This window comes from Paenibacillus sp. 2TAB23 (assembly GCF_052115165.1).
Classification (GTDB): Bacteria; Bacillota; Bacilli; order Paenibacillales; family Paenibacillaceae; genus Pristimantibacillus.
Window position 1 is genome coordinate 140,440 of record NZ_JBFRGD010000004.1, and the last position, 22,034, is coordinate 162,473.

Below are 22,034 nucleotides of genomic sequence, written 5' to 3' on the forward strand. Positions count from 1 at the left end.
TCTTATTATAAAGCATAATGGTTATTAAGCAAAAATACAGTCAAAATGATCAGCTTAAAAAAACACTATCCCGTGGAATTATAGACCAATATCGGAGCGTTTTTATCTTTTTTTTAATGGTATGCTAATAGTAGTTGAACCATCCATATAAAAGGCGGGATAAATCATGTCATACCTATCGATTAGCACGTGGAGTTTGCATAGACTGCTCGGCCCACTTCGTATGACCGCGTGGGATTCCGAATCGAACAACCATATCATTAACGAGCAAGAACAGCCGTTGGTCCACTCTTTGCTGGATTTGCCAGGAGAAGCTGCTGCAAGAGGTTATCAAGCACTTGAGATTTGCCACTTTCATTTCCCGTCAACGGAAGCTGCCTATTTAGAACAGCTCAAAGCGGCTTTTGAAGCAGCTAATATGAAGTTTGATACTTTGCTTGTCGACTATGGCGATTTAACATCCGAGGACGAGATAAAGCGCGCAGCTGATATTCATTACATCAAGAAATGGATCGATATCGCTTCGCTCTGCGGAGCAAAACAAATCAGAGTCGTGGCAGGTGAAGCCTCTCCTACCAATGATGCGGCAATCCGGTTATCTGCTGCAGCCTTGACTGATTTGGCACTTTACGGGCAATCTATTTCGGTTCATGTCATAACGGAAAACTTCAGATCGCTCACTTCAACTGCCGCTAGCAGCATCAAATTACTCGAGCAAACGAACCATAAAGTTGGTTTCATTACTGATTTCGGCAATTATCACGGATCAGAAAAAACGGAAGAAATCGGTGCAACTACTCCCTTTAGCGTTTCTATCCACGTGAAGCCAACCTACGATTCTAATGGGATCCCCGATAAAGATGAGCTTATCAGCTATCTTCGCAAGGTTGATTCCAATGGTTTTAATGGTGCTTATGTTCTTATTTACGATGGACCGGGAGATATGTGGGCAGGTCTTGACCGAGTGAAATCGATTGTAACGCCATTTGTATTGACAGCACACTAGCTCCCTCCTATACTGAAATAGTGAATATAATGATAATCATTATCGTTAATTCATATACATAATTATAGTTGATATCATTATGATAAATGAGGAGCAAGCTAATGCCGAATCAAATGGACTTTACGCTCGTCGATACCTTCTTTCATATTTCACCGAAAGGTGCGGAGCATCCGTTGCTCGAGCTTCCTGCCACCGATTTCCGAGACCGGGAGATTGCGTATAATACGCTTATTACAGCAGGAAATATGGTTCAAGCGACTAGCATTCAATTAGCGGCATCGTTTGTTGGCATATCCTTTTTCAACCTTTGTATCACAAACCTTATTTTTGCCGTGCAATACAACCGATATTTGGATTTATCACTGGATAATTTAACGTATCAGCTTGAATCCCATGATGATCACGCACATCTAGGCTTCAAAATTAAAGAGCTTCGCTGGACAGAGGTGCCTCTTGCTGTCGATGAACGCAAAGCTTTTTTGGAAAACGCATTCAGCTCCTCCTTTCAGAACGAAATCAATGAAATCGTTGAAGCGGTTGCTGTCGGCGCTGATGTGAAATCGGGCATGATCTGGAGCCAAGTCGGCGGGCAAATAAATGAGGTGCGTCATTATGTACACGAGCAAATTAAAGATCCCGCACTGGTCGAAGCTTTTCTAAGGGACCTGGATATCATTCTTAGCCTTCCAGCCGAGGTTTTTAATCGCAAGCGCAACCCATTTATCCACAAACCGCGGTTTATTGATAACCCTTGGTCACCTGAAGGCGGTCAGCTCATGCTTCGTTCTTCTTGCTGCATGTATGATTGCAGAGTCGATGGCCAAAAATGCTATACCTGCCCGCGAATGCTCCCTGAAGAAAGAGACGAAAGAAGACAGTTGATCATGGCCGGCGCTCATTAACAAAAAGAACGCTTGACAGATACTCTCAAAGTATTTGTCAAGCGTTCTTTTTGTATATTTCATTTTTTATATAAGTTAACATAATTATAATTCCGTTATCTATTTTGGAATTGGACTGGTATTTTGCCGGAAATATTATTCATTGCACTTCGAAGCTGTTTATTATCGATGTGTGTATAAATTTGGGTCGTTTCAATGCTGGCATGACCGAGCAGCTCCTGGAGCGTGCGTATATCGGTACCGCTGCGAATTTGCATCGTCGCAAAGGAGTGTCGAAGCTTGTGACTGGATATACGCTTATCTGCAAGAGCAGGCATCGTTAGCTTGAGCTGTTTGATCGTTTCATCGGCAACCGTCTGAATCATCCGAATAGACAGCCTCCGTCCGAATTGCGAGACAAAAAAAGGCTGCTCCTTGCCCTGTTTCGATTCACGTCGGTCAGCGAGCGCTTCATTCAGCATTTGCCTAAGTGCATCTGGAAGCGGTACGACACGCCATTTCCTCCCCTTTCCCAATATATGTATTGACCCGTCCTGTTGCAAATCCTGTACGTTCATTCGATGGATCTCGCCTACCCTTAATCCTGCGTACGCCATCAACAATACGATGGATACATTACGGATATAATATTTCCCTTTCATAGCCTGCAAGAGCGCTTCTAACTCATTTTCTTCCAAATACACTGGTATCCGGTTTTTCTCCTGCTTCGATTTCGCGATAAGTGCTGCTGGATTGCTATCCATATGCTCCATCTCGATTAACGCTCTGAAAAAAGAGCGTAAAGACGACAGCTTTCGATTACGTGCTTCATCCCCCGCTCCCTTCTCGCGGCAAGCAGCCATGTATCGCATGATTTCCATCTTGGAAATTTTTTTGGTTTCAGTAGGATACACCGTCTGAAGAAAAAAGCTTACATCGCTCATGTAGGCACGATGGGTAGATTTCGTCATCCCTTTATTTTTCATCCAAATAGAGAATAGCTCCATTTCGAGTCCATAACAGTCGGCAACCTCATGTTGTCCCATTCTCGTTCATATCCCCCATATATATCCATAATTCTAACTCAATTTATGTGATCACTAGTCTAGTATATCAGCTTAAAAGTCGATATAAAAGCAAACTGCGTGAAATATGTATTTCACGCAGTTTTTTTGCTTCCTTTTTGCCTAAAATGAAGTGCATCAAACGAGCTAATGTCCTTGCTTTGAGCCCGTTTCCGATATTTTCAGCTTTACATCATAAGTGATAGGCACTTGACTAAACGTTTCATCCCAATTCCCCTTCACTTGCTTCCATACTTTTGGATGCTCGATGGATAAGCGTGTACCGAACCCGACTACATCCGCTTTGTATCTATTTTGGATTTTATTTAATCCGAGCTTAATCAAACGTTGTACTTCTTTGGATGCCGCGTTTTCTGCCCGAATAATAAACTCGTCATCGATCGGCTCGTTTCGTTCCATCCACTCCTCGATGAGCCGGCCTTCCGATTCTATGCTTACATGAAAACTAATCTTTCCATTGACCACACGAGACTTTATTTTACTTTTCATGGATTTAAGCTCATAAGTGATCACTTGCTTCGTCTTGGGATCGTAGCTTTTGACGACTCCTCCCTTTCCCTCACCTGTAAGCCATATGGTTCCCAGTAATTCCTCTTCCGTTAATCGACCAATAAATTTCTGCGTCTTCCCGAGGATGACTGCAGCTCCAGAGAATTTCACCTCACCATTGACCGCAATAACGTTTTGCAGCAAATAGCTTGCGTGTGCATTCATTTGACTCTCCAGTTTGGATAACGAAACAGGTGGAATGATTTTTAACGTACGATAACGATTGTCCACCATTCCGTTTAATCTAAAAGAAGGAATAATCGCATTACCTTTCGCCTCCATTACTTTTCTTGCTGTACCGCTGCTCATCATAACGAGACAGTTAAGCCTTATGTCATTATCTCGCAGCATAAAGCTAAGTAAGTTATTCATGCTGTATCGCCTCGACAACGATTCATTGATGACAATCACCTTCAAATGATGTCCGATAACCGGTCTTTCCAGCCTTGCGGCAAATTCACGGATCATTTCGAATAGCGAATCGCCCGTTTCCGATATATTCAAATAAGGTTTAGAAGTCGGATCGTCTTTTGTATCTCCGCTTTTTGCCTCCGATTGCTTATCTACAATTTGCAGCGTAAAGGAGATATGGTTTCTTTTGCGATAGTCGGAGCCAAGCTGATCCATCTTTCGTTCCAGTACGGTTTCATATGGAAGATCAAGGGCCATTCCCACATAAATACTGAGATCTTCTATTTCGTCTTTACTCCAGCATCCCGTTTGAAGAAAAAGAATCAAGGCGGCCATACAACCTGTTATCCAACGTTTATGGTCCAGTTTTCTCTGCCGCATTTTTATTGGCTCCTTTCCTCCACTTTGTTATGATCAACAATAATAATGGAATGGGAACAAATAAGAAAAAAGCGGATTTACCCAAAAAATCGCCCAAAGTAAACAATACATCTATATTTTGAGGCAGTGTTGAAAGTGTGAATACAATAGGCAGCAGACCATAAAGACAAGTTTTAACATCGAAATGAAATATTTGCGAAAACCCTAAAGCTGAAGCATAATAAGTGATCGTAAATGTCGAATAGATTTGCATGATCCAAATGACCAATAGCAATGATTCAAATCTTTCGAATATTAGCCCTGTATATTCATAGCTTCGAATAAGGTCGAGTGTCGGCCACGTTCTTGAAAGCACGCCATCTAGGGATAACCCCCCTATAACAATGATGACCGTAAACATATAGATGACAAGCGGGATGCTCGTGCCGATGACTACCGCTTTTACAGATTTATTAGGATTACTCATGAAAGCCGTAATAACCAATATGATTTCCACACCAAGAAACGAGAGTGCCGTTGAACGTACGCCATCCAGAACTGGCCAAATGCCCTGTCCGAGAAATGGGCGCAGGTGATCATAATCGAATAACTTAAGTGACATTAACATAACTAATAGGTAAATGACGATCGTTACCGGCAGGATAAGCTCAAATAATCGTGCAATCGGGTTAATACCCCCAAACATTAAGTAAAGACTTACCCACATGAACACCATGACGATCGCCCAAGATGGCGTTCCTTCAAGTAAAAAAAGCTGAGTAACTTCCGAGAGCGCACGCACCTGATAGGCAGACGTCATAAAGAAATAGATTACAAATGCAAGGCCGATTGTCCCTCCGATCCATTTGCCAAGTAATGTTTGATTATATTGAAAGACGGTTTTCCCTTTATGCCATTTCGATAAAACCGCCATAAGTATGCCCGCTCCAATGGCTACAAAACCTCCAAGCAGCACAGAGAGCCAGACGTCAGGCGTTCCGACCACTTCCGCAGAAGCTCTAGGCAGCGTCAGAATTCCCGAACCGAGCAAAAAATTAGAAACGATAACGGCTGCTTGCACGGTCGTAATACGATCTTGAGCCTTTTGTGTCATGGTCTACTCCTTCCGTCTGTCATTCATTCTTTTGCCGGCGTTTACTTTGCTGGTGCATCATTTCTGGCCTTTTTCTCATCATAAATATAGGTGCCCGTACAAAAAAATCTTTCCAATCCCCTAACCGATAAGGAGCTCCTGGACTTGCATATGGTACACCAAAGCTTTTAATCCGGCATACATGCGCGCTTAACAGCAGAACAAATAATACGACACCGTATAACCCGAATGCTGCCGCGCAGAACATAGCTGCGAACCGAAGCATGCGCAGCGCAATTCCAGCGCTATACTGTGGGATGGAGAAGGATGAAATCGCTGTTACAGCTACAACGATAACCAGAATCGGGCTTACAATGCCTGCTTGTACCGCAGCTTCACCTATGATCAAGCCTCCCACAATTCCCATTGCAGGTCCGATTGGCTTGGGCAGTCGCAGACCTGCTTCCCTCAGTATTTCAATGGCAACCTCCATAATCAAGGCTTCAATGAGCGAGGAGAAGGGTACGCCAATTCTAGAGCCAACTATGGATATGGCAAGCTTTGTCGGTATCAATCCTGGATGGAAAGAGATAAATGAGATATACATGGCTGGCGTAAGCAATGCAATCATTGCGGCAAAAAAACGAAGCAGTCTTAGCAAGGATCCGGCTAACCAGCGCTCATAATAATCCTCTGGAGATTGAAGCAGCATGCTGAAGGTGACAGGCGCAATGAGGGCGAACGGCGTACCGTCCAGTAGAATCGCTACTCGACCTTCCATCATGGCGCCTATCACTCTGTCAGGTCTTTCCGTACTCTGGATCTGCGGGAATGGGCTAAGAAAATCATCCTCAATGAGCTGCTCGACATAGCCCGACTCCGGTAAATTATCAATATTGATTTTGCGTATCCGCGCTTCTACCTCTTCGACCAGCTCGGGTTCAGCAATCCCCTTCATATAGGCAATAACGAGATCCTTTTTGGCACGTGAACCTACCTGCATAGTCGTAAAAACCATGCTGTCATTCTCTCCATGCCTTCGAAGCATGGCCGTATTGTCCGATAAGCACTCATTGAAGCCCATTCTTGGTCCTCTTACCAATGCTTCTGATATCGGCTCCTCAATGCTTCTTGATTTATTTTTCGTGGTCCCTGCCAAAAGAATTTCCGGAATGCCATCAATGAGAATCGCGGTTGCGCCCATAAGCACTTTGGCAACCGTCTCTTCTATGTTCGGCACCTCGGAAAGCTGGCTGATCGTTAATACCCGTTCCATCACATATGATTTTGTTAGCGGCGAACAGTCTTGGCTTAACGTCATTAATGCTTTGAGGATATGCAGATCAATCAAATCACGGTCGGCTAGACCGTTTACGAACACGATCGCTCCTTTTATTTCAGTTGCGCCAAGGGTAATTTCCCGAATGCAGACATCCGAATGAAACGACGTCCGTTCACGCATTTCAAATAATTTGTCGTTTAGCTGACTGCTCATTTCAGTTGATCATCCTTCATTTGGCGCAGCCTTTTGTAAATCATGGAAATCAATAATGGGACAATAAGCACAACTGCAGCCTCTATATACACAAACATTTCTGGCCTATTGAGTTCTATGCTTGCTGCCATCATGCTGTCTCTCCCTCTGTCGGAAAATGTCGAATAATCCATATTTTCGCCGTATATTCCCCTTTATAAACCCATTTACGATCGAATGTAAAAATAATAAAAGCTGGCTCACAGACGAATGCTCCGTTGAACCAGCTTGATCGGATGACCGCATAAAAAAGAAGAAGGGTTGCCCCTTCTCCTACATTCAACATATATCTGAATTAATGGCTAAGCGCTACGCCTTTGGGCAGGATTTGCTCCACCTGTTCACGTACATAGCTTTCATTCATCTTCTCGCCGAATATGATGATTGAACCGCTGTCTTCGCGTCTCCGTATCAATCGTCCGATTCCTTGCCTCAAACGCAGCAGCATATATGGCATGTCTACCTGCTCGAAAGGCAGCTCGGCATCGTTTCTCCTCGCGGCGAACAATGGATCGTTCGGAGGAAACGGCAGCTCCCAGACGATGACCTGGGAAAGCGATGGTCCCGGAATATCAAGCCCTTCCCAAAGGGTTACCGCACATAAAATGCTAGCTTCATCATGTTGGAATTGCTGGATCAGATAACTAATTTCGCTGGACCCTTCATAATAAAAGGTAAATGATGCAGTTGCAGTGTGCTTAGCAGCTTCCGTTTTAAACTGTTCAAGCTGCTCCATAGATGGGAATAGCAGCAGCGTTCTGCCGCCGCTTCTCGTAAGCAATCGAAAGGTTTCCGCCATCTTTTCATTTATATTCGGAAGTAAACCATTAGCAGGAGTCGCGACTGTCATTTGCTGCTCATAATCGTAAGGTGAAGGAACGGAGAAGGATAATGCGTTATCCATCCCCAGAATATCCGTCATATAGTCAAAAGAGCCGTTTACCGAAAGCGTAGCAGAAGAAAAAACGATCGGCATTTTACGCGAGAATACCTGCTCCTTCAACACTTCCTTTACCCATTTGGGCATGATGACAAGGGATGTTCCTTCTTTGTCTTCCGATACCCAGCTAATGGGCTTGTCTTCCTTTTTGAATAGAGAAAGCGCGAATTGGATCATCTCCAAATGCTCTTCAACGATTTTGAGCTGATACGTATCGATTGTATATAAACCACTCTCGAATACAAGCTCCTCTTCGATGACGGATAGCGTATCCTGCAGGCGATTGATTTCACGAATAAGCTCAGCGTTCCAAATGATTTCACGACGGTCCGAAGCTTGTACTTTTTGACTATGCTTATTCATCATTTTGAATAAAAATTCGCTTTGCGTGATCGCGTCCTCGACGGCAACCGCCAAAGATTCACGTATCTCCTCTTGCAGCAGCCGCGTTACGATACCTTCGAACACCGCATGATTCAGTTTGTAGGTTAACGCTTGCTGTGCTGCCGTCTCCAATAGATGCCCTTCATCGAATACGATAGAGCTATGCTCTGGAAGCAATGGCAGCTGACCTTCGCGCTTGCGGGCTTCATAAGTCCATACATGCTCCATATAAAAGTCATGGGAGCATATCACGACATCGGCCGCTTTTCGGTAATGATCTCGCGATAACGTCTGACCGCAGCGGTGGCGTACATCGCAGACCAAGCAATCTTGAAATACATCCCAGCCAAGCTGGTTCCACTGCTCGTCATTCAGGTTCGGATAATCCTTGCGGTTTCCGTACGGGTGGAAGCTCTGCATCGAATCCTGCTTGTGCACAAAGCTTGGGAGCTCGCGGTAGATGTTGTCAAACAACTCGGCATCGTCTTGCCCGGACCGAGCTTGATCCAGCTTTTTCAAGCAAATATATTGATCGGCGGATTTACCTAACCTGGCATCAATCGTAAGATCCAAGTAACGGGCCAGCTTCGCAATATCCCCTTCTGGCTTCACGAGCTGCTCGATTAACGATTCATCCGCGCATGCAATAATAGCCGGTTTTCTCGTATATCTTGCATAAGTGATCGCATATAGCAAATACACGAACGTTTTACCGGTTCCAACTCCTGCTTCGGCAAAAATAGTTTGTTTGTCGGCATACGCGCGTTCAAGCTGAAAGGCCATATAAATTTGCTCGTCTCGTATTTCAAAACCAGCCTCGGGCAGTTTTTCGTAGAACACATCTGCGATCCAATCACTCGCTTGCGAAATAAAAGATTGTTTCGGGTCAAAATCAAACGGATATTTGTTCAAGGGTCGTTTGCCTCCATATAGTAGGCACAGCCGACTGCGCATGATTAGCAGTCGGCTGTGAAATCTCCTGCACTTAACGTACATTCAAATATATCATTAGATTGTAATCATAGTCAAAGTATATATTATCCATATGCATGCCTATTCCAGCCATTTGACCAAATTCGGAGCTTCATCCAGAATGGATTCATACTGCTCCTTCCAACCATAGGCGGCATCCGGATCCAACAGCTTGTAGCGTTCATATTTGTATAATCGGTCCTGCGGCCTCGCCCAGCCCATATGCTTGACGCGTAGATCAGACGTTTTATGAGGCACCGAATAAATGTTTTGCGGGAATCTACCGCAATGCTGCGGAGTTTGCTTCCATTCATAAGAGTAGCCTTCGACATATTTCAACAGAAAAGGCCGATAGACGGCATGCGCGTTCCAATAATGATCCTCGCGGTAATGATCCTCTGACCAGAAATCATAGAGCCGGAACAAGTATGCAAAGGTATGCGCCTCGTTCAGAAGTGCCGGCAGCTCATCCTTGAATTTTTCTTCGAAATACTCATCCGCATCCATATTAAGTATCCACTGCGGCCTCTTTCGGATCGTCTCCTGCCATTGCTGCGTTCGAAGCTTAACTTCGTTATGAAACTGTGAGCTTTCATTCCTGATATAGGTTAAAGGAATGCCTGCTAGATATTCATGCACGATATCACCGGTATGATCCGTGCTTCCATCGTCAATAATGACCGCATGGTCAATATAAACCCGGTGATGCTCAAGAGTTTCTCGCAAATACCGGTCTGCTTCATTTTTGACGATCATGGAGAGCACAAGCTTCGGACCGGCATTTGCAATATGAATGGTTAAGCCATTTGCAGGCGCTTGAGTAGGTGCGGGTTTAGGTGTGAGCGTAGGTGCGGGTGCGGGTGCAGCTGCACCTTCTTCGACCAGGGCTTGCGTTGTTTCCATAAACAGCTTCGCCCTCGCCAGATCTGAATCACGATAAACATGAAATGCCGGGAAATGCGTATCAACATGAAGTTTAATGCCTATCGCAGCTGCACGGATACAGAAGTGCCGATCCTCTCCCCACATGGACAAATTCATTATCGTTCGGAAGGAAATGGGCTTTTCTAGCGCTGATCGGTTAATGAAAGTACACGCGCCCAGCCCGCCTACCTCATAAATGCCCGGCTTCCGCAGCATGATGATGAAATTGGCAGCCACCTCCGCGCCGAATCCATCCTTTATTGTGCCATCGGATTGAAAGGGCCAATAGGTGTCCTTGAGCCAAACTTGAGGAAGCTCCATCGTGTTAGGCTGCCACTGCGTCCAAAAAATGGTCGAAATGATTTCTTTGTTTGATGAAGCTAAAGATTGCAACGCTTGCGGATGCAGCAGCAGATCCGAATCGATTAGAAATAATCCATCATAATGCTGCTCTCTCGCCGATTGGATCATGTCATCCTTCCAATTCGCTACTTTATCAATGAGATCATTGCTCCAGTAATGGGTAAACTCGTCTCTTGCGTATGGCGTTATCGAATCGCTTCTTTTTATGGTTACTTGAATGCCATTCGATTGCTGCTTTGTCATGAAATCCTCTATCAGCTGTGAAGATTCCTCATTATCATTGTCATCAATAAAATAAAAATCGATCGCTAGCGAATCGGTGAGCATTCGCTCAAGCGAGGATAAAAAATAGCGCAAAATAGCCGGTTTCTGGCGAATGGGGCTTCCAATTAAGATTCGCTTCAACAGTACGCCTCCTTTGTTCCAACGGAATGGGCACAGGAATGATAATCCATATGAGGCATATGCATCTAATATGCAAATTTCTTTTGAATGGAGTGATTCCGTGATCGCAACGATCCAAAAATGGGACATGAAGGCATTGCTGCTCGGACTATTGCTGCTTTGCTTTTCCGATGCCGCTTTTACAGATATCGGATTACGTTTTTTTCTGATTGAAGAAATGAATCCCATTGTCAGGCACATTTATGAATGGAATATTGTTAGCTATTATGGCGTGAAGCTGGTGCTTCCCCTACTGCTTATTCTTATTTACTATCAATTGAAAAATAGAAAATGGATAAATCCTTTCATTTTAGCTACTGTGGCGTTTTACTTTTTAGTGAATATTTATCATCTGATTTGGGTCTCTTTCGGTGTTCATGACGGCTGGTTCTCCTTTCGCTCTCTTCTATAATGTGCTTTACCTATATAATGAGAGCTGTATAATAGCTAATAGATACATATTTATTACATAGGTGAACAAGGAGATAATCGGCATGGTAGAAGCTCGGAAGCTATCCCCGCTGAGGATCGCGAAATACATGTTCAAATGGCTGCTGATTGCTGGCGCTGTTGGCATTCTGACCGGCTCGGCAGCCGCACTGTTTCTTGCTTCCCTCGACTGGGTAACGGACACCCGCAGCAAACAGCCCTGGCTGCTTTGGCTGCTGCCCGCGGGAGGCGCCTTCATCAGCTTTCTCTACTTGAGGTTCGGGAAAGAAGCAGGACGAGGCAATAATTTAATCATCGAACAAATTCACTCCGGAGAAGGAGCTATCCCGCTCCGAATGGCTCCGCTCGTGCTTTTGGGCACGCTTGTCACGCATTTGTTCGGCGGTTCAGCTGGCCGTGAAGGGACTGCTGTTCAAATAGGCGGCAGTTTATCCGAATGGTTCGGCAAGCTCATCAGACTGAAGCCATTGGATCGTAAAATCATTCTCATGTGCGGCATCAGCAGCGGATTTGGAGCTGTATTCGGTACACCTTTAGCAGGCGCCGTTTTTGGCTTGGAGGTGCTCGCTATTGGCGTCATTAGCTATGAAGCGCTGCTGCCTTGTTTTATCGCTAGCTTTGCGGGACATTTAGTTACAAGCGCTTGGGGGATCAAGCATATTCACTATGCAATTGGTGAGATTCCGGATCTCAGCTGGCTGCTCGTTGCAAAAATATTCTTCGCTGCCGTCATGTTCGGATTGGCCGCGTTTCTCTTCACGCAGCTCACGCGCGCATGCAAGCAGGTTTTCAGTGCATGGCTGAAAAATCCTGTGCTCAAAAGCGCCGTTGGCGGCCTTATCATCATTGTGCTGGTCTATGCTCTTGGCACGCGCGATTATTTGGGACTTAGCCTCCCGCTTATTCAGCAAGCCTTTCAAGAAGCGGCGTCTCCGCTGACATTTCTGCTCAAAACTTTTTTTACCGCGCTAACGCTCGGGACAGGCTTTCAAGGAGGCGAGGTTACTCCTCTGTTTGTTATCGGCGCCACGCTTGGCAGCTCGCTCGGTGGGCTTCTGCATGTTTCCATTCCCTTACTGGCAGCGATAGGCTTTGTGTCCGTGTTCAGCGGCGCGGCAAAAACACCACTTGCGTGCTTTATTATGGGCATTGAGCTTTTCGGCTCGGATGCAGCCGTTTATCTATTTATTGGATGTGTCATTGCTTTTCTCTGTTCGGGGCGTATTGGGATTTACGAGGCGCAAAAACCGCATGCTTTTCCGTTAAACGAATAAAAAAATGGCTTGCTCCCTTCTACGGGGGCAAGCCATTTTTTTAGAAATAAACGATATAGATGACAGCTGCCAGCACGATTCGGTAAATCGCAAACGGCACCAGCTTGATTCGATTAATCAGCTTCAAGAAAAAACGGATAGAAAGAAGAGCGAATACAAATGCGCTAAGGAAGCCTGCAATGAAAAACGGCAATGAATCAAGCGTGAAATATTCCCAGTTCTTCGCCAAGGACAGCAAGCTGGCACCTGCCATAATCGGAACCGCCATGATGAAAGTGAAGTCCGCAGCGGCGCGATGGCTCATTCCGAGAAGCACCCCGCCCGATATCGTTGATCCGGAGCGCGAGAAGCCTGGCCATAAGGACAAGCATTGAATTAAGCCGACGGAGAGCGCCTGCTTATATGTAATTTGATCAACGGTGTCCACTTTGGTTTTGGCGGGTCGGAAGCGATCGGCAATAATCATAAATATCGCACCGATGACGAGACCAACCAATACAGTTTCAATGGAAAATAAATACTCATCAATGTAATCATCGAACAATAGCCCGAACACACCAGCGGGAATGAGGCCAACGATTACATGCGTAAGCTTTAGCTTACGTTGAGGCTGCGATGCGTCTTTGTTTTCTGCTTGAGCGCCGCGCCGCAATCCTAATAAATCAATAAACCGATTTCTGAAGATGATGACTACTGCTAGAATCGATCCCAACTGAATGACAATCTTGAATGTGTTCGCAACGTACTTCGTTAAATACTGCTCCGATTGGAGCCACATATCGTCGACGATAACCATATGCCCCGTCGAGGATACCGGAGCAAACTCCGTCAAACCTTCCACAATACCCAGAATAATCGCTTTTAAAATTGTAAAAAAGTCCATTTGTCGTTGAATCTCCTAACTCTTTTAATTAATAGCATGATGAAATAGAACGGCATGGAACAAATCATAACATAAAACAGCCCTATCCAACAATTCACGTTGCAATTATGCTGCTCTCTTTGATAGATTTCCGGGATGCTTAGAGATTTCGATCTTGCTCGGAAACGATGCAAATAAGCCTTCGCAGGAGCCGAAAGCTTATTGTGAACGTATTGGCGCATGATCACCCAAATCGTTGACGGTAGCCGCATTTCCGGCAAAGCTCTTCCACTGCTTCTCGTCTTGAGAATCCTTCATAAAGCTTAGTCGAACGCTCATTTTCGATAATGTCCGAGAAAGGAGTCTCATGAATGTTACCTAGATTAATGACGCCTTCCCCGTCCAAGCAGCAAGGGATAACTGTCCCGTCAATAAGAATTCCAGCTTGATTGCGCAGCGCGTGACAAAATCCCTTCCCGTTATACTCTGGCTCTTTCAAATCTGGCCATTTAAACTCCGGATCTTGATTCAAATAAATGCGTTCCGCAATTTTGACGCCAGAGCCTGGGATGAATTTTTCTTCAATTTTATAGTCCAATTGGAATGCCTTCTCGATCATCCCAAGCAGCTCGCGATTTTTATTTTTCTGCTGGTTCGTTTCATTGTCCATTTCCAAATTCCATAGCCGGAAAGATATGATAATATTGCTGGATGCGACCGCTTCCTTCACGAAGGATAAAATCTCAGCAAGATAGCCTTCCTTGTTGGTTGAGCCCGCATGCCCATCAAAACTATGCAGCGAGAAATTAATTTGGCGCAAAGCAGGTTTATTGAGCAGCTTGTCTTTATTTTTCGTAATCAATGTACCATTGGACGTTATGTTAACTTTGAAACCCATCTCGTGGCTAATATCGAGCAGCTCATCCATCTTGGGATGCAGCATCGGTTCACCCTTTACGTGGAAATAAATGTAGTCGGTATGAGGCTTAATCTGCTCTAGCGTCTTTCGGAAATCTTCTACTTTTATAAAGCCCTTTGCGCGCAAAGTTGGCGGGCAAAAGCTGCATGATAGGTTGCATATGCTTGTCGTCTCAATGTAGAATTTTTTAAACTTTTTCATGTGGGTATATGCTCCGTTTCCTTCGGACTCAGCAGCCTGAGTCTTGTCAGCCTGAATCTTCTTATCTAGTCTACAGCTATTATACAACGCCATGCAAGCAAGTGACAAAAAGGAATAAACGGCTTCCGCCATCTATTCCCTTCTTTCCTCACGAATTGGCCTAATCCCCACGGGTGCCGCATCCGGCTTTAGCTTAATAAATTCGGCTTGAAACGAGCCTTTATACTGAAACAGCGAGCCGAGCCATGGATGGCGGACATCTACCGTGATTTGATAGCAGCCCTCGGCGTCATCATACCACTCATGTACTTCTGCAGCTCCTGTTAGCCATTTCGGAAAGCCAAATTGCAGCAGGCCTTCATAAAACCGCTGATCACCGGAGCGAATTCGTATTCCCCCAATCGAAGAAACGGTAAGTTCAAGATCCACTGCCAAATGCTGCTTGTTGCCCAAATAATCAACAATTTTTTTCCTTTCACGGCTAAAAATCATCGTCGCATCGAAATGCCTAATTTGACGACGAAATTGGAATTTGCGTACCCATGTAACGGTCTCTCTGCCAAATCGATCTACGTATGCATAGTTTTCAATCGTAAATGGTATGTTTGTGCCTCCTTGCGGAAACATAATATGACGAGCTGTCCCGAGAAGAAGCGGAATAGCAACGGCTTTATTGTACCAGATCCGCTGCATAACACCGTGCCCGATTGAAGCGGTTTCGCTATGACTATTAAAGCCAAAACGCTGCTGAATGCGTGGATGGAGCCTCAGAAAGTCAGAGCCGAGTGCTTGTTCATAGATCGAACGCATTCTAATACACTTCCTTTTCAATGCCATTTTTTATTTTCTTTTGCAGCGTTTTGGCTGTGGGAGATGCCTGCTGCTCCAAATAGCGATTAAGCTTAATCCAATCATAGGTGCCGCTAATGTAACCGGATTAAACGGCATAGTCATTAAATCCGGAGCAGCCGCAAGCATTGGGACAGTCAAGGTCAGCAATAAAAGGATCTGAATATAGAACGTCCATTTATTCCGATGCCCATATACGGTTAAGAGTCCGATGACGATTTCAGTGATGCCGATCAAATATATCATTGTTATTTCTTGACCTTCAAATAAACCGAATGATCGCATCAGCTTTAATTCTCCCGCTGCAGGAGAGAGAAGCTTTGGAACCAAACCTTCAAAGCACCATAGCAGCATTAGGAGTAAAACACTCAAATAATGAATGAAAGCTCTTTCCGCAACGATGGATGGCGGAACTTTCTCCTCCAGCCAAATGCGCAGACGATCGAAGCTCCATGCCGTTGCATAACCGAACACGGGCCGAAACAATATGCGGTCAATGAAGCTTCCGACTGCTCCGAACCTTGTTTTATAATCAAATCGTGTACTGAACGTTAACATTCCATTGTTCTCCTTATACTTCCAGTAGCCGCCACCCGTCGAAATGAGCGAAATAGGCTGCGAGGAGGAGAACAATAAGGTGGATAGACGTTCTTTCTTTTGATCGTGTGATTGACTGCTTGTTTCTCCTATGCCTTTTATTTTCAAACCAAATCCGATTCTAGTCGTGTATCGGAACATTTGTTTCGTTGAATCTCCGCTCCGGGGAAGGTATTCGATTTCAGAAAATCTTAAATCCCATTGCTCATGAAGCTGTGGTATTTGCGTATGTCTCCATAATTCATCCAATGAAGAGTGAATATTAAGTTCAACATAAACCGGATTGTTTTTCATGTTGCAGCTGCCTCCTCGTTGGCCTCATATACGCCATCTTGAACAAACCTTCCCATTAGTTCTGGCGTCGGTATAAGGCATGTATCCGTCTTTCCAAAGTAACGGAACCGATTGCGAGCCACGCCATCATAGATTCGGTTTCGCAGTGTTTGCGGAACAGCGATGAACAGGTAACAGAGGCTCCACGAGCGGTTAAGTTTTCGTAATACAAGCAATGCCGCATCTGATTTCGTGAAGTACTGGCCATTGTGAATCATGACGAATGTATCCATATCCTCAAGAGGCAAGTTTCCTTCTCGCAGCAGCTTTTTCCCCGCATGAGACTGTAGAGCGGCAAATCGAAATTGTTTTCTTCTATCATGCTTGACCACGAACCGAGTAATGTTATTGCATAACAGGCATTGTCCGTCTATAAGAAGAATAATTGGCAAGGCTGTATCTTTCGAAGCTGTATGCATCTGTTCGCCGTCCTCTCTGCTTATATTGTATCGATATTACCTAGTATTTCGGCAGTGCCATCTTTTTTAGTACAACAAACAGGGTGGTACTACGTATCGTAGTACCACCCTGTTTAGAGACATGTTTTTCGCAATCCCTACTCATCTTTTTGGAAGAGCCCTCTTCGTCTGACCTTCTCAACAGCTTCCTTGCTGCTGCGGACGCCGAATTTTTTCAGCATTTTATTCACTTGGTTTTTGAGTGTGCTCTCTGCCTTGTAAAGCCTCTTTTCAATCTGTGACTGTGTATAGCCAGCTTCTATAAGCTCGAATACTTCACGCTCAGCATGTGTGAGCATCTGCAGCTGCTCCTCGCGCTTCAGACGAGCCAGCTCTTTGAGCAATGCTTCCATTGGTGCAGGATGATTTATCGCGCCTCGTATCGCTTGCGGCAATTCCTGATAACGAGTTTTCTCCAGATAGTGTACAGCACCAGCCGTAAATGCTTGTGTCATTGAGCTCTCGTCATTTACAGAGGTTAACATGATTAGCTTTGCCTGCGTATGCTCATGCATTAATATCGCGGTTTGAATGCCATCATATTCGCTTCCTTCTAGCTGGATATCCATTAGTACTACATCTATAGGTATAGACCTCGCTATGTTGAGCGCATCTGTTGAATTTGTTGCCGTACCGACTATAAGCAGGTCAGCTTCACGGTTTAAGAAGGAAGACAACGCTTTTATCCAATCCTCATCATCCTCAACAATAAAAACCTTTATCGGACTCACACGGATGAACCTCCTTTACAAGCCTCAATAACTTTCCGCTTTGGCCAAATAATAGCCGCCCTTGTTCCTTCTCCAGCTTTGCTTGTCAGTGTAATCTTAGCACCGCTTTTATTGATCACATTATATACATAGGAGAGACCAAGCCCGAAATTTCTGCTGCTTTTGCCACTGCTGCAAAACGGATCAAATACTTGGCCAAGCAGCTCCTCGGAGATGCCTATGCCGCTGTCTTGTACGGAGAGCTCAATCCCATACTTATGATCTGACAATTTGACGGTGATGATGCCGCCTGCTTGCATGGCTTCGCCTGCATTCAATAACAGATTCCCGATTGCCTCGCTTACGTGTGTAGCATCGCAAATAATCACCGGTTTTAATGTATATTCAGCATGCAAAATAATGTTTTTCTTCAACATTAGTGCTTCATGCTGCTTGAGCGTATCTTCAACTAAATTGGCTAATGAAACAGACTCCTCTTTCAATACAATATCCTTGATTTGGCTATGAATTCTATCCATCATAGCCAGCATATGATTCGAGGCGTTCATAATAATTTGGATATGCTGTTTAGAATGCTCATTCAAATCAGTCAGCGAGCTTTGCAAATTTTCGGAGCTAATCGCAATCTTTCCGATTTCGTTCTTAATCGTGTGATTGAGCATCGATGCGCCAGAGCTTACCGCACGCATTTTGCCCTCCATCGGATCATGCTCAATTCGCAGCCTCACACCAAGCACCCCATACATAAACGTACATAGGAGGGCCACAACGAGCGAATAGATAATAAACACCGAAATGTAATTGAAAAACTCGAATGCAGGCGATACCACTTTGGCAACATAGATAAAAAATAATACGGCTAGAAGTGTCGGTACTACGATAACAGCCGTAATGAATCGGTTCCGTCGTAACCGTGAATCTTGTTCTTTCCAGAACGAATTGACCAATAAATAACAGGAAACGAGATAATACGGAGCACTCCATAACAAAAGCAGGTTAAAAAACCATTGTTGGTTATTTGACAGAAATGTAAATACGAGCATCAATAGAATGGGTAATGCAGCGTAAAGTTTAGGCATACTTTTTATACCGAGCAATTGTGTTTTATTCGCATAAACAAGACTGAAAATAAGGACGCAATAAGGCGTAACCGTATAATTAAAAAATTGCAGTCCATACGCGATTTGGGAAAAACCGCTTTCATCCAATCGTGAGGCAAGCCCTCCAATTGAAGCAGCAATCAAGAAATAAGAAGCCCATCGATTCGACTCGCTCCTCGGACGGTTGGCAAAAACAATTGCGCCAGCGGTAAATAGTGCGATGAAATAAAAGAACATGTTTTTTTACCTTCCTATCATAATTTGCTATGTATATCCTAACATAAGGAGAGGCCCATACGCTCAAACTGTTCTTTCTTAAAATAAAAAAATCCCAACCGCGTTGAGAAACGCTGGATTGGGATTTATGTAAAGCATGTCTTTAATAATCTGATTTAGGTTTGCGCGGCTGCGGTTTTGGCTTGTTTTGAACTGCTGGTAGATGACGCATGCTTCTAAGCATCGGTCCTTTGCAAATGGGGCAAGCTTGCTCTGATGCCGCGAATTCGTCTCTAACCCATGCTTTGCAGTCTGGATTTTTGCATTTAAAAATTTTCGTCGCTTTTAATTTCGGTTTATCGTCTTCGGTTGTAGCCACGCTTAGGTATTCCCCTTTTCATCTCTGTACTTATAGCATTAATTATTTATATCGTTAAATAAACAGGAACGACGCAAACAGGCTTAGAAACCTCTATACGGTTTCCGGTAAACGTCAGCTCACCGCTGGTTGAATCCACGCGAAACGTCACGATATTGTCTGAATCTCGGTTAGCCGCAAGCAAATAACGTCCGTTTGGCGTTAATGCAAAATGACGCGGATGACCGCCTTCTACTGAAATGTGCTGGAGGAGCGAAAGCTGGCCTGACGCACTAACCGCAAATACCACGATGCTGTCGTGCCCCCGATTTGAGCCATACAGATAGCTGCCATCAGCAGATATCGTTATTTCTGCACAGGAATTGTCGCCGTCAAAGCCAATTGGCAGCGTGCTTACTGTTTCCAATTCATGTAATTGGCCCGTCTCATTATCATATGTAAAAGAAGTAACGGTCGAATCCACTTCATTAATGACAAAGACAAATTTTCCGTTCGGGTGGAAAGTCAAATGGCGAGGACCCGCACCGGGATGCAATGCCACCTCGCTTTGGTAGACCAGCTTCTGGTCGGCTGCGTCCAGCTTATACGTGACAATGCGGTCAAGGCCCAAATCGGAAACGAGTAAAAACCGGCCATCTGGACTATAAAAGGAGGAGTGCGGATGCGGACGATCCTGACGCTCTGGATGCAGGCTGCGTCCTTCATGCTGCTTCACATCGAGTTTTTGTCCGATCGTGCCATCATCTTGAATGCTGAATAGTCCAATCATTCCGCCGTGATAGCTGGTGACGGTCAAGAAGCGGCTTTCCGCGTCGCGTTGAATGTGACAGGTTGTGGAATCTACTGTGATTTCACGATTCAACAGCTTAATTGCACCTTTTGCAGGTTCGATAGCAAACGCAGCTGCCTCCCCTACCTTTTGCCCGGCATCGTTAACCGTTTCGGCGATTGCGTACAACAGGTTGCGCCCCGCATCCACATTAAGAAATGTCGGATTTTTGAGTCCTGCAACGGAGTCCGTTAAATGTAATGTGCCCGATTCCTCATCGAATGCATACACATAGACGCCGTTATCTTCTGCCTCCGCATAAGAACCGGCGAATACTAGCAATCGTTGTGATGTAGATGACAAATTGATTCCCCTCCTTAACAATTGCAATTCATTGCTTAATCAACGATACATATTCATACCGTAATCTATTATAAGACTTGATTGCCCATCCGACAAATGGATTATTTCTTAAAGCCGATCCTCGCCAGTACTCTCAAATAACTCGATAATCTCTCCATCAGGCCCCTTGAAAAAGGCGATTCGAACAGGAATACCGCCTAGCACGGCATCCTTCGGCTCAACCGTAATCTCCATCCCGGCAGCTCTTGCATGCTCGATTGCCTCGGTTACATTGTTAGAGCGAAGTGCAAGGTGCAGGAATGCGCCTTCCTCTTTTTGCCCTTGCTTGCCGCCAGCGAATACTTCCAAGTAGTTGCCGTCGCCTGTATCGAGCATAATTGCTCGCCCGTCTCCTTCGCCCCAACGAACTTTTTCCGTGAAGCCTAGAACTTCCGTATAGAATGCAACCGTCTTCTCGAAATCATACACGCGAATCGCAATATGATGAAACCCGCCGCCGCCAATTTTTGTGTTCATGCCCATAGTTCATAGCTCCTTTGTTTGTGTTTTTGATTCTGTGGACCAGATACTTCCTGTCCATTCAACAAGGTCGCCGATTTCAACTTCTGCAGCGACCTTTGATGCTGGAACCTTGATTGCTTTCCCATTAATCGAAATAGTTGCCGTAATATGATCATGTTCGATTATTTTGCCGGATCTTTTAATCTGACAATGCGTCTCTCCCTGACTCTTATCCTTCATGCCTAGCTCCATCCATTCGGAATTAAGATTTGGAAGAGTCCGGTACGCAATAACCATCCGTGCATAAAACATCCGGATCGGATTCTTCCACTTGGATGAACGCAGGATGCTTTTCTTCCCATGCTTTATTGAGCGTATCTAAGAACACAGCAGGCGATTGGGCACCTGACACGGCATACTTTCGATCAATGACATAGAAGGGAACTCCCTTAATGCCTAGTTGGCTTCCTTCCATTTCTTCTTCCCTAACATTAGCGGAATATTGATCCGTTTGCAGCATCGCCAATGCCTCACTCGCAACAAGACCGGCTTCCGCTGCCAGTTCTGCCAATTGTTCGCGATTGCCAATGTTCTCTCCTTCTGTGAAGTAAGCTCTGAATAAACGTTCCGACAGTGCTTTGTCCTTGCCCTGCTGTGCCGCATATTGCATGAGGCGATGCGCATCAAACGTATTGGTTGATACGGTCAGCTCGAAATGAAAGCTCAAACCGACTGCTGCTGCCTGCTCGGCAACACTCCGCGTCGTTTCTTTCGCCTTTTCAACGCTCATCCCATATTTGGCGGCAAGCATGCTATATGTGCTTACATTCGAATTCGGATCTGCGCTTGGATCGAGCTCAAAGCTTTTGAATGCCACTTCGATTTTGTCTTTGTGAGCAAATTTCTCAAGCGCAAGCTCGAACTTTCTTTTCCCTATATAACAGAACGGACACACATAATCCGACCAAATTTCCACTTTCACTAAAAAAACACCTCCGATAATAGTTGAAAAAAAGGTTGATGCTATCTTTGCTATTGTAACATGATTGTTTTCAACTTTGATAACAAGTGTGCATGATTTAGTCC

23 protein-coding genes are annotated in these 22,034 nt (G+C 44.8%); 4 read left to right on the top strand and 19 right to left on the bottom strand.

Annotated features, from left to right (window positions below; genetic code table 11):
- Window positions 1-166: 166 nt before the first annotated feature.
- Together AB4Z29_RS07990 and AB4Z29_RS07995 are read left to right on the top strand one after the other, a co-directional pair.
- Window positions 167-1,006, top strand: a complete 840-nt coding sequence (locus tag AB4Z29_RS07990; protein WP_441942539.1) for a sugar phosphate isomerase/epimerase family protein — start codon at window positions 167-169, stop codon at window positions 1,004-1,006.
- Between the two features lie 101 nt (window positions 1,007-1,107).
- Window positions 1,108-1,908 carry a hypothetical protein gene (locus tag AB4Z29_RS07995; protein ID WP_441942540.1) on the top strand — a complete coding sequence of 267 codons (801 nt, stop codon included), beginning with the start codon at window positions 1,108-1,110 and terminating at the stop codon, window positions 1,906-1,908.
- A 95-nt stretch (window positions 1,909-2,003) separates the two neighbouring features.
- Here the strand turns inward: AB4Z29_RS07995 and AB4Z29_RS08000 are convergent, their stop codons facing one another.
- The 7 genes from AB4Z29_RS08000 to AB4Z29_RS08030 all read right to left on the bottom strand — a co-directional run bounded on the left by AB4Z29_RS08000 (window position 2,004) and on the right by AB4Z29_RS08030 (window position 10,907).
- Entirely contained in the window at window positions 2,004-2,933 is a 930-nt protein-coding gene (locus AB4Z29_RS08000; RefSeq protein ID WP_441942541.1) for a tyrosine-type recombinase/integrase, read from the bottom strand.
- A 165-nt stretch (window positions 2,934-3,098) separates the two neighbouring features.
- A complete protein-coding gene (locus AB4Z29_RS08005; RefSeq protein ID WP_441942542.1) occupies window positions 3,099-4,313 on the bottom strand; it encodes a Ger(x)C family spore germination protein in 1,215 nt (404 codons plus the stop codon).
- Complete coding sequence (locus AB4Z29_RS08010; protein ID WP_441942543.1) at window positions 4,288-5,406, bottom strand: spore germination protein; 1,119 nt, start codon at window positions 5,404-5,406, stop codon at window positions 4,288-4,290. The genes AB4Z29_RS08005 and AB4Z29_RS08010 overlap by 26 nt, the downstream gene beginning before the upstream one ends.
- A 19-nt stretch (window positions 5,407-5,425) precedes the next feature.
- The gene (locus tag AB4Z29_RS08015) at window positions 5,426-6,880 is read right to left on the bottom strand and encodes a spore germination protein (protein ID WP_441942544.1); all 1,455 of its coding nucleotides are present in this window, start codon (window positions 6,878-6,880) and stop codon (window positions 5,426-5,428) included.
- Window positions 6,877-7,014 carry a hypothetical protein gene (locus AB4Z29_RS08020; protein ID WP_441942545.1) on the bottom strand — a complete coding sequence of 46 codons (138 nt, stop codon included), beginning with the start codon at window positions 7,012-7,014 and terminating at the stop codon, window positions 6,877-6,879. The genes AB4Z29_RS08015 and AB4Z29_RS08020 overlap by 4 nt, the downstream gene beginning before the upstream one ends.
- 200 nt (window positions 7,015-7,214) lie before the next feature.
- Window positions 7,215-9,155, bottom strand: a complete 1,941-nt coding sequence (locus AB4Z29_RS08025; protein WP_441942546.1) for an ATP-dependent DNA helicase — start codon at window positions 9,153-9,155, stop codon at window positions 7,215-7,217.
- Window positions 9,156-9,296: 141 nt separating this feature from the next.
- Window positions 9,297-10,907, bottom strand: a complete 1,611-nt coding sequence (locus AB4Z29_RS08030; RefSeq protein ID WP_441942547.1) for a glycosyltransferase family 2 protein — start codon at window positions 10,905-10,907, stop codon at window positions 9,297-9,299.
- Window positions 10,908-11,007: 100 nt separating this feature from the next.
- On the opposite strand from AB4Z29_RS08030, the gene AB4Z29_RS08035 reads away from it, so the two are divergent.
- Together AB4Z29_RS08035 and AB4Z29_RS08040 are read left to right on the top strand one after the other, a co-directional pair.
- Window positions 11,008-11,358 (top strand): DUF5658 family protein, encoded by a 351-nt coding sequence (locus tag AB4Z29_RS08035; RefSeq protein ID WP_441942548.1) that lies wholly within the window; start codon window positions 11,008-11,010, stop codon window positions 11,356-11,358.
- Between the two features lie 82 nt (window positions 11,359-11,440).
- On the top strand, window positions 11,441-12,670 hold the full coding sequence (locus AB4Z29_RS08040; protein WP_441942549.1) for a voltage-gated chloride channel family protein: 1,230 nt from the start codon (window positions 11,441-11,443) through the stop codon (window positions 12,668-12,670).
- Between the two features lie 40 nt (window positions 12,671-12,710).
- Here the strand turns inward: AB4Z29_RS08040 and AB4Z29_RS08045 are convergent, their stop codons facing one another.
- The 12 genes from AB4Z29_RS08045 to AB4Z29_RS08100 form a co-directional block, all read right to left on the bottom strand.
- Complete coding sequence (locus tag AB4Z29_RS08045) at window positions 12,711-13,553, bottom strand: undecaprenyl-diphosphate phosphatase (RefSeq protein WP_441942550.1); 843 nt, start codon at window positions 13,551-13,553, stop codon at window positions 12,711-12,713.
- Window positions 13,554-13,776: 223 nt separating this feature from the next.
- The gene (locus AB4Z29_RS08050) at window positions 13,777-14,652 is read right to left on the bottom strand and encodes a radical SAM/SPASM domain-containing protein (protein ID WP_441942551.1); all 876 of its coding nucleotides are present in this window, start codon (window positions 14,650-14,652) and stop codon (window positions 13,777-13,779) included.
- Window positions 14,653-14,784: 132 nt separating this feature from the next.
- Entirely contained in the window at window positions 14,785-15,462 is a 678-nt protein-coding gene (locus AB4Z29_RS08055; protein WP_441942552.1) for a DUF4166 domain-containing protein, read from the bottom strand.
- Between the two features lie 30 nt (window positions 15,463-15,492).
- A complete protein-coding gene (locus AB4Z29_RS08060) occupies window positions 15,493-16,392 on the bottom strand; it encodes a DoxX-like family protein (protein ID WP_441942553.1) in 900 nt (299 codons plus the stop codon).
- A complete protein-coding gene (locus AB4Z29_RS08065) occupies window positions 16,389-16,850 on the bottom strand; it encodes a thiol-disulfide oxidoreductase DCC family protein (protein ID WP_441942554.1) in 462 nt (153 codons plus the stop codon). Before AB4Z29_RS08065 ends, AB4Z29_RS08060 begins: the two co-directional genes overlap by 4 nt.
- A gap of 137 nt (window positions 16,851-16,987) precedes the next feature.
- Complete coding sequence (locus AB4Z29_RS08070) at window positions 16,988-17,620, bottom strand: response regulator (protein WP_441942555.1); 633 nt, start codon at window positions 17,618-17,620, stop codon at window positions 16,988-16,990.
- On the bottom strand, window positions 17,617-18,957 hold the full coding sequence (locus AB4Z29_RS08075; protein WP_441942556.1) for an ATP-binding protein: 1,341 nt from the start codon (window positions 18,955-18,957) through the stop codon (window positions 17,617-17,619). The genes AB4Z29_RS08070 and AB4Z29_RS08075 overlap by 4 nt, the downstream gene beginning before the upstream one ends.
- Window positions 18,958-19,099: 142 nt before the next feature.
- Entirely contained in the window at window positions 19,100-19,315 is a 216-nt protein-coding gene (locus AB4Z29_RS08080) for a cold-inducible protein YdjO-related protein (protein WP_441942557.1), read from the bottom strand.
- Window positions 19,316-19,361: 46 nt separating this feature from the next.
- Window positions 19,362-20,447, bottom strand: a complete 1,086-nt coding sequence (locus AB4Z29_RS08085) for a lactonase family protein (protein WP_441942558.1) — start codon at window positions 20,445-20,447, stop codon at window positions 19,362-19,364.
- Between the two features lie 108 nt (window positions 20,448-20,555).
- Window positions 20,556-20,969: a VOC family protein gene (locus AB4Z29_RS08090; protein WP_441942559.1), complete on the bottom strand. Its 414-nt coding sequence runs from the start codon at window positions 20,967-20,969 to the stop codon at window positions 20,556-20,558.
- Window positions 20,970-20,972: 3 nt separating this feature from the next.
- Complete coding sequence (locus AB4Z29_RS08095; RefSeq protein ID WP_441942560.1) at window positions 20,973-21,188, bottom strand: hypothetical protein; 216 nt, start codon at window positions 21,186-21,188, stop codon at window positions 20,973-20,975.
- Between the two features lie 22 nt (window positions 21,189-21,210).
- Entirely contained in the window at window positions 21,211-21,930 is a 720-nt protein-coding gene (locus tag AB4Z29_RS08100) for a DsbA family oxidoreductase (protein WP_441942561.1), read from the bottom strand.
- Window positions 21,931-22,034: the final 104 nt, after the last annotated feature.

Coding starts and splice junctions, on each gene's coding strand:
- AB4Z29_RS08060 (WP_441942553.1), bottom strand. CDS start 16,392: ATGAAAAACAATCCGGTTTATGTTGAACTTAATATTCACTCTTCATTG.
- AB4Z29_RS08000 (WP_441942541.1), bottom strand. CDS start 2,933: ATGGGACAACATGAGGTTGCCGACTGTTATGGACTCGAAATGGAGCTA.
- AB4Z29_RS08090 (WP_441942559.1), bottom strand. CDS start 20,969: ATGGGCATGAACACAAAAATTGGCGGCGGCGGGTTTCATCATATTGCG.
- AB4Z29_RS08005 (WP_441942542.1), bottom strand. CDS start 4,313: ATGCGGCAGAGAAAACTGGACCATAAACGTTGGATAACAGGTTGTATG.
- AB4Z29_RS08095 (WP_441942560.1), bottom strand. CDS start 21,188: ATGAAGGATAAGAGTCAGGGAGAGACGCATTGTCAGATTAAAAGATCC.
- AB4Z29_RS07990 (WP_441942539.1), top strand. CDS start 167: ATGTCATACCTATCGATTAGCACGTGGAGTTTGCATAGACTGCTCGGC.
- AB4Z29_RS08045 (WP_441942550.1), bottom strand. CDS start 13,553: ATGGACTTTTTTACAATTTTAAAAGCGATTATTCTGGGTATTGTGGAA.
- AB4Z29_RS08020 (WP_441942545.1), bottom strand. CDS start 7,014: ATGATGGCAGCAAGCATAGAACTCAATAGGCCAGAAATGTTTGTGTAT.
- AB4Z29_RS08040 (WP_441942549.1), top strand. CDS start 11,441: ATGGTAGAAGCTCGGAAGCTATCCCCGCTGAGGATCGCGAAATACATG.
- AB4Z29_RS08075 (WP_441942556.1), bottom strand. CDS start 18,957: ATGTTCTTTTATTTCATCGCACTATTTACCGCTGGCGCAATTGTTTTT.
- AB4Z29_RS07995 (WP_441942540.1), top strand. CDS start 1,108: ATGCCGAATCAAATGGACTTTACGCTCGTCGATACCTTCTTTCATATT.
- AB4Z29_RS08010 (WP_441942543.1), bottom strand. CDS start 5,406: ATGACACAAAAGGCTCAAGATCGTATTACGACCGTGCAAGCAGCCGTT.
- AB4Z29_RS08015 (WP_441942544.1), bottom strand. CDS start 6,880: ATGAGCAGTCAGCTAAACGACAAATTATTTGAAATGCGTGAACGGACG.
- AB4Z29_RS08055 (WP_441942552.1), bottom strand. CDS start 15,462: ATGCGTTCGATCTATGAACAAGCACTCGGCTCTGACTTTCTGAGGCTC.
- AB4Z29_RS08065 (WP_441942554.1), bottom strand. CDS start 16,850: ATGCATACAGCTTCGAAAGATACAGCCTTGCCAATTATTCTTCTTATA.
- AB4Z29_RS08050 (WP_441942551.1), bottom strand. CDS start 14,652: ATGAAAAAGTTTAAAAAATTCTACATTGAGACGACAAGCATATGCAAC.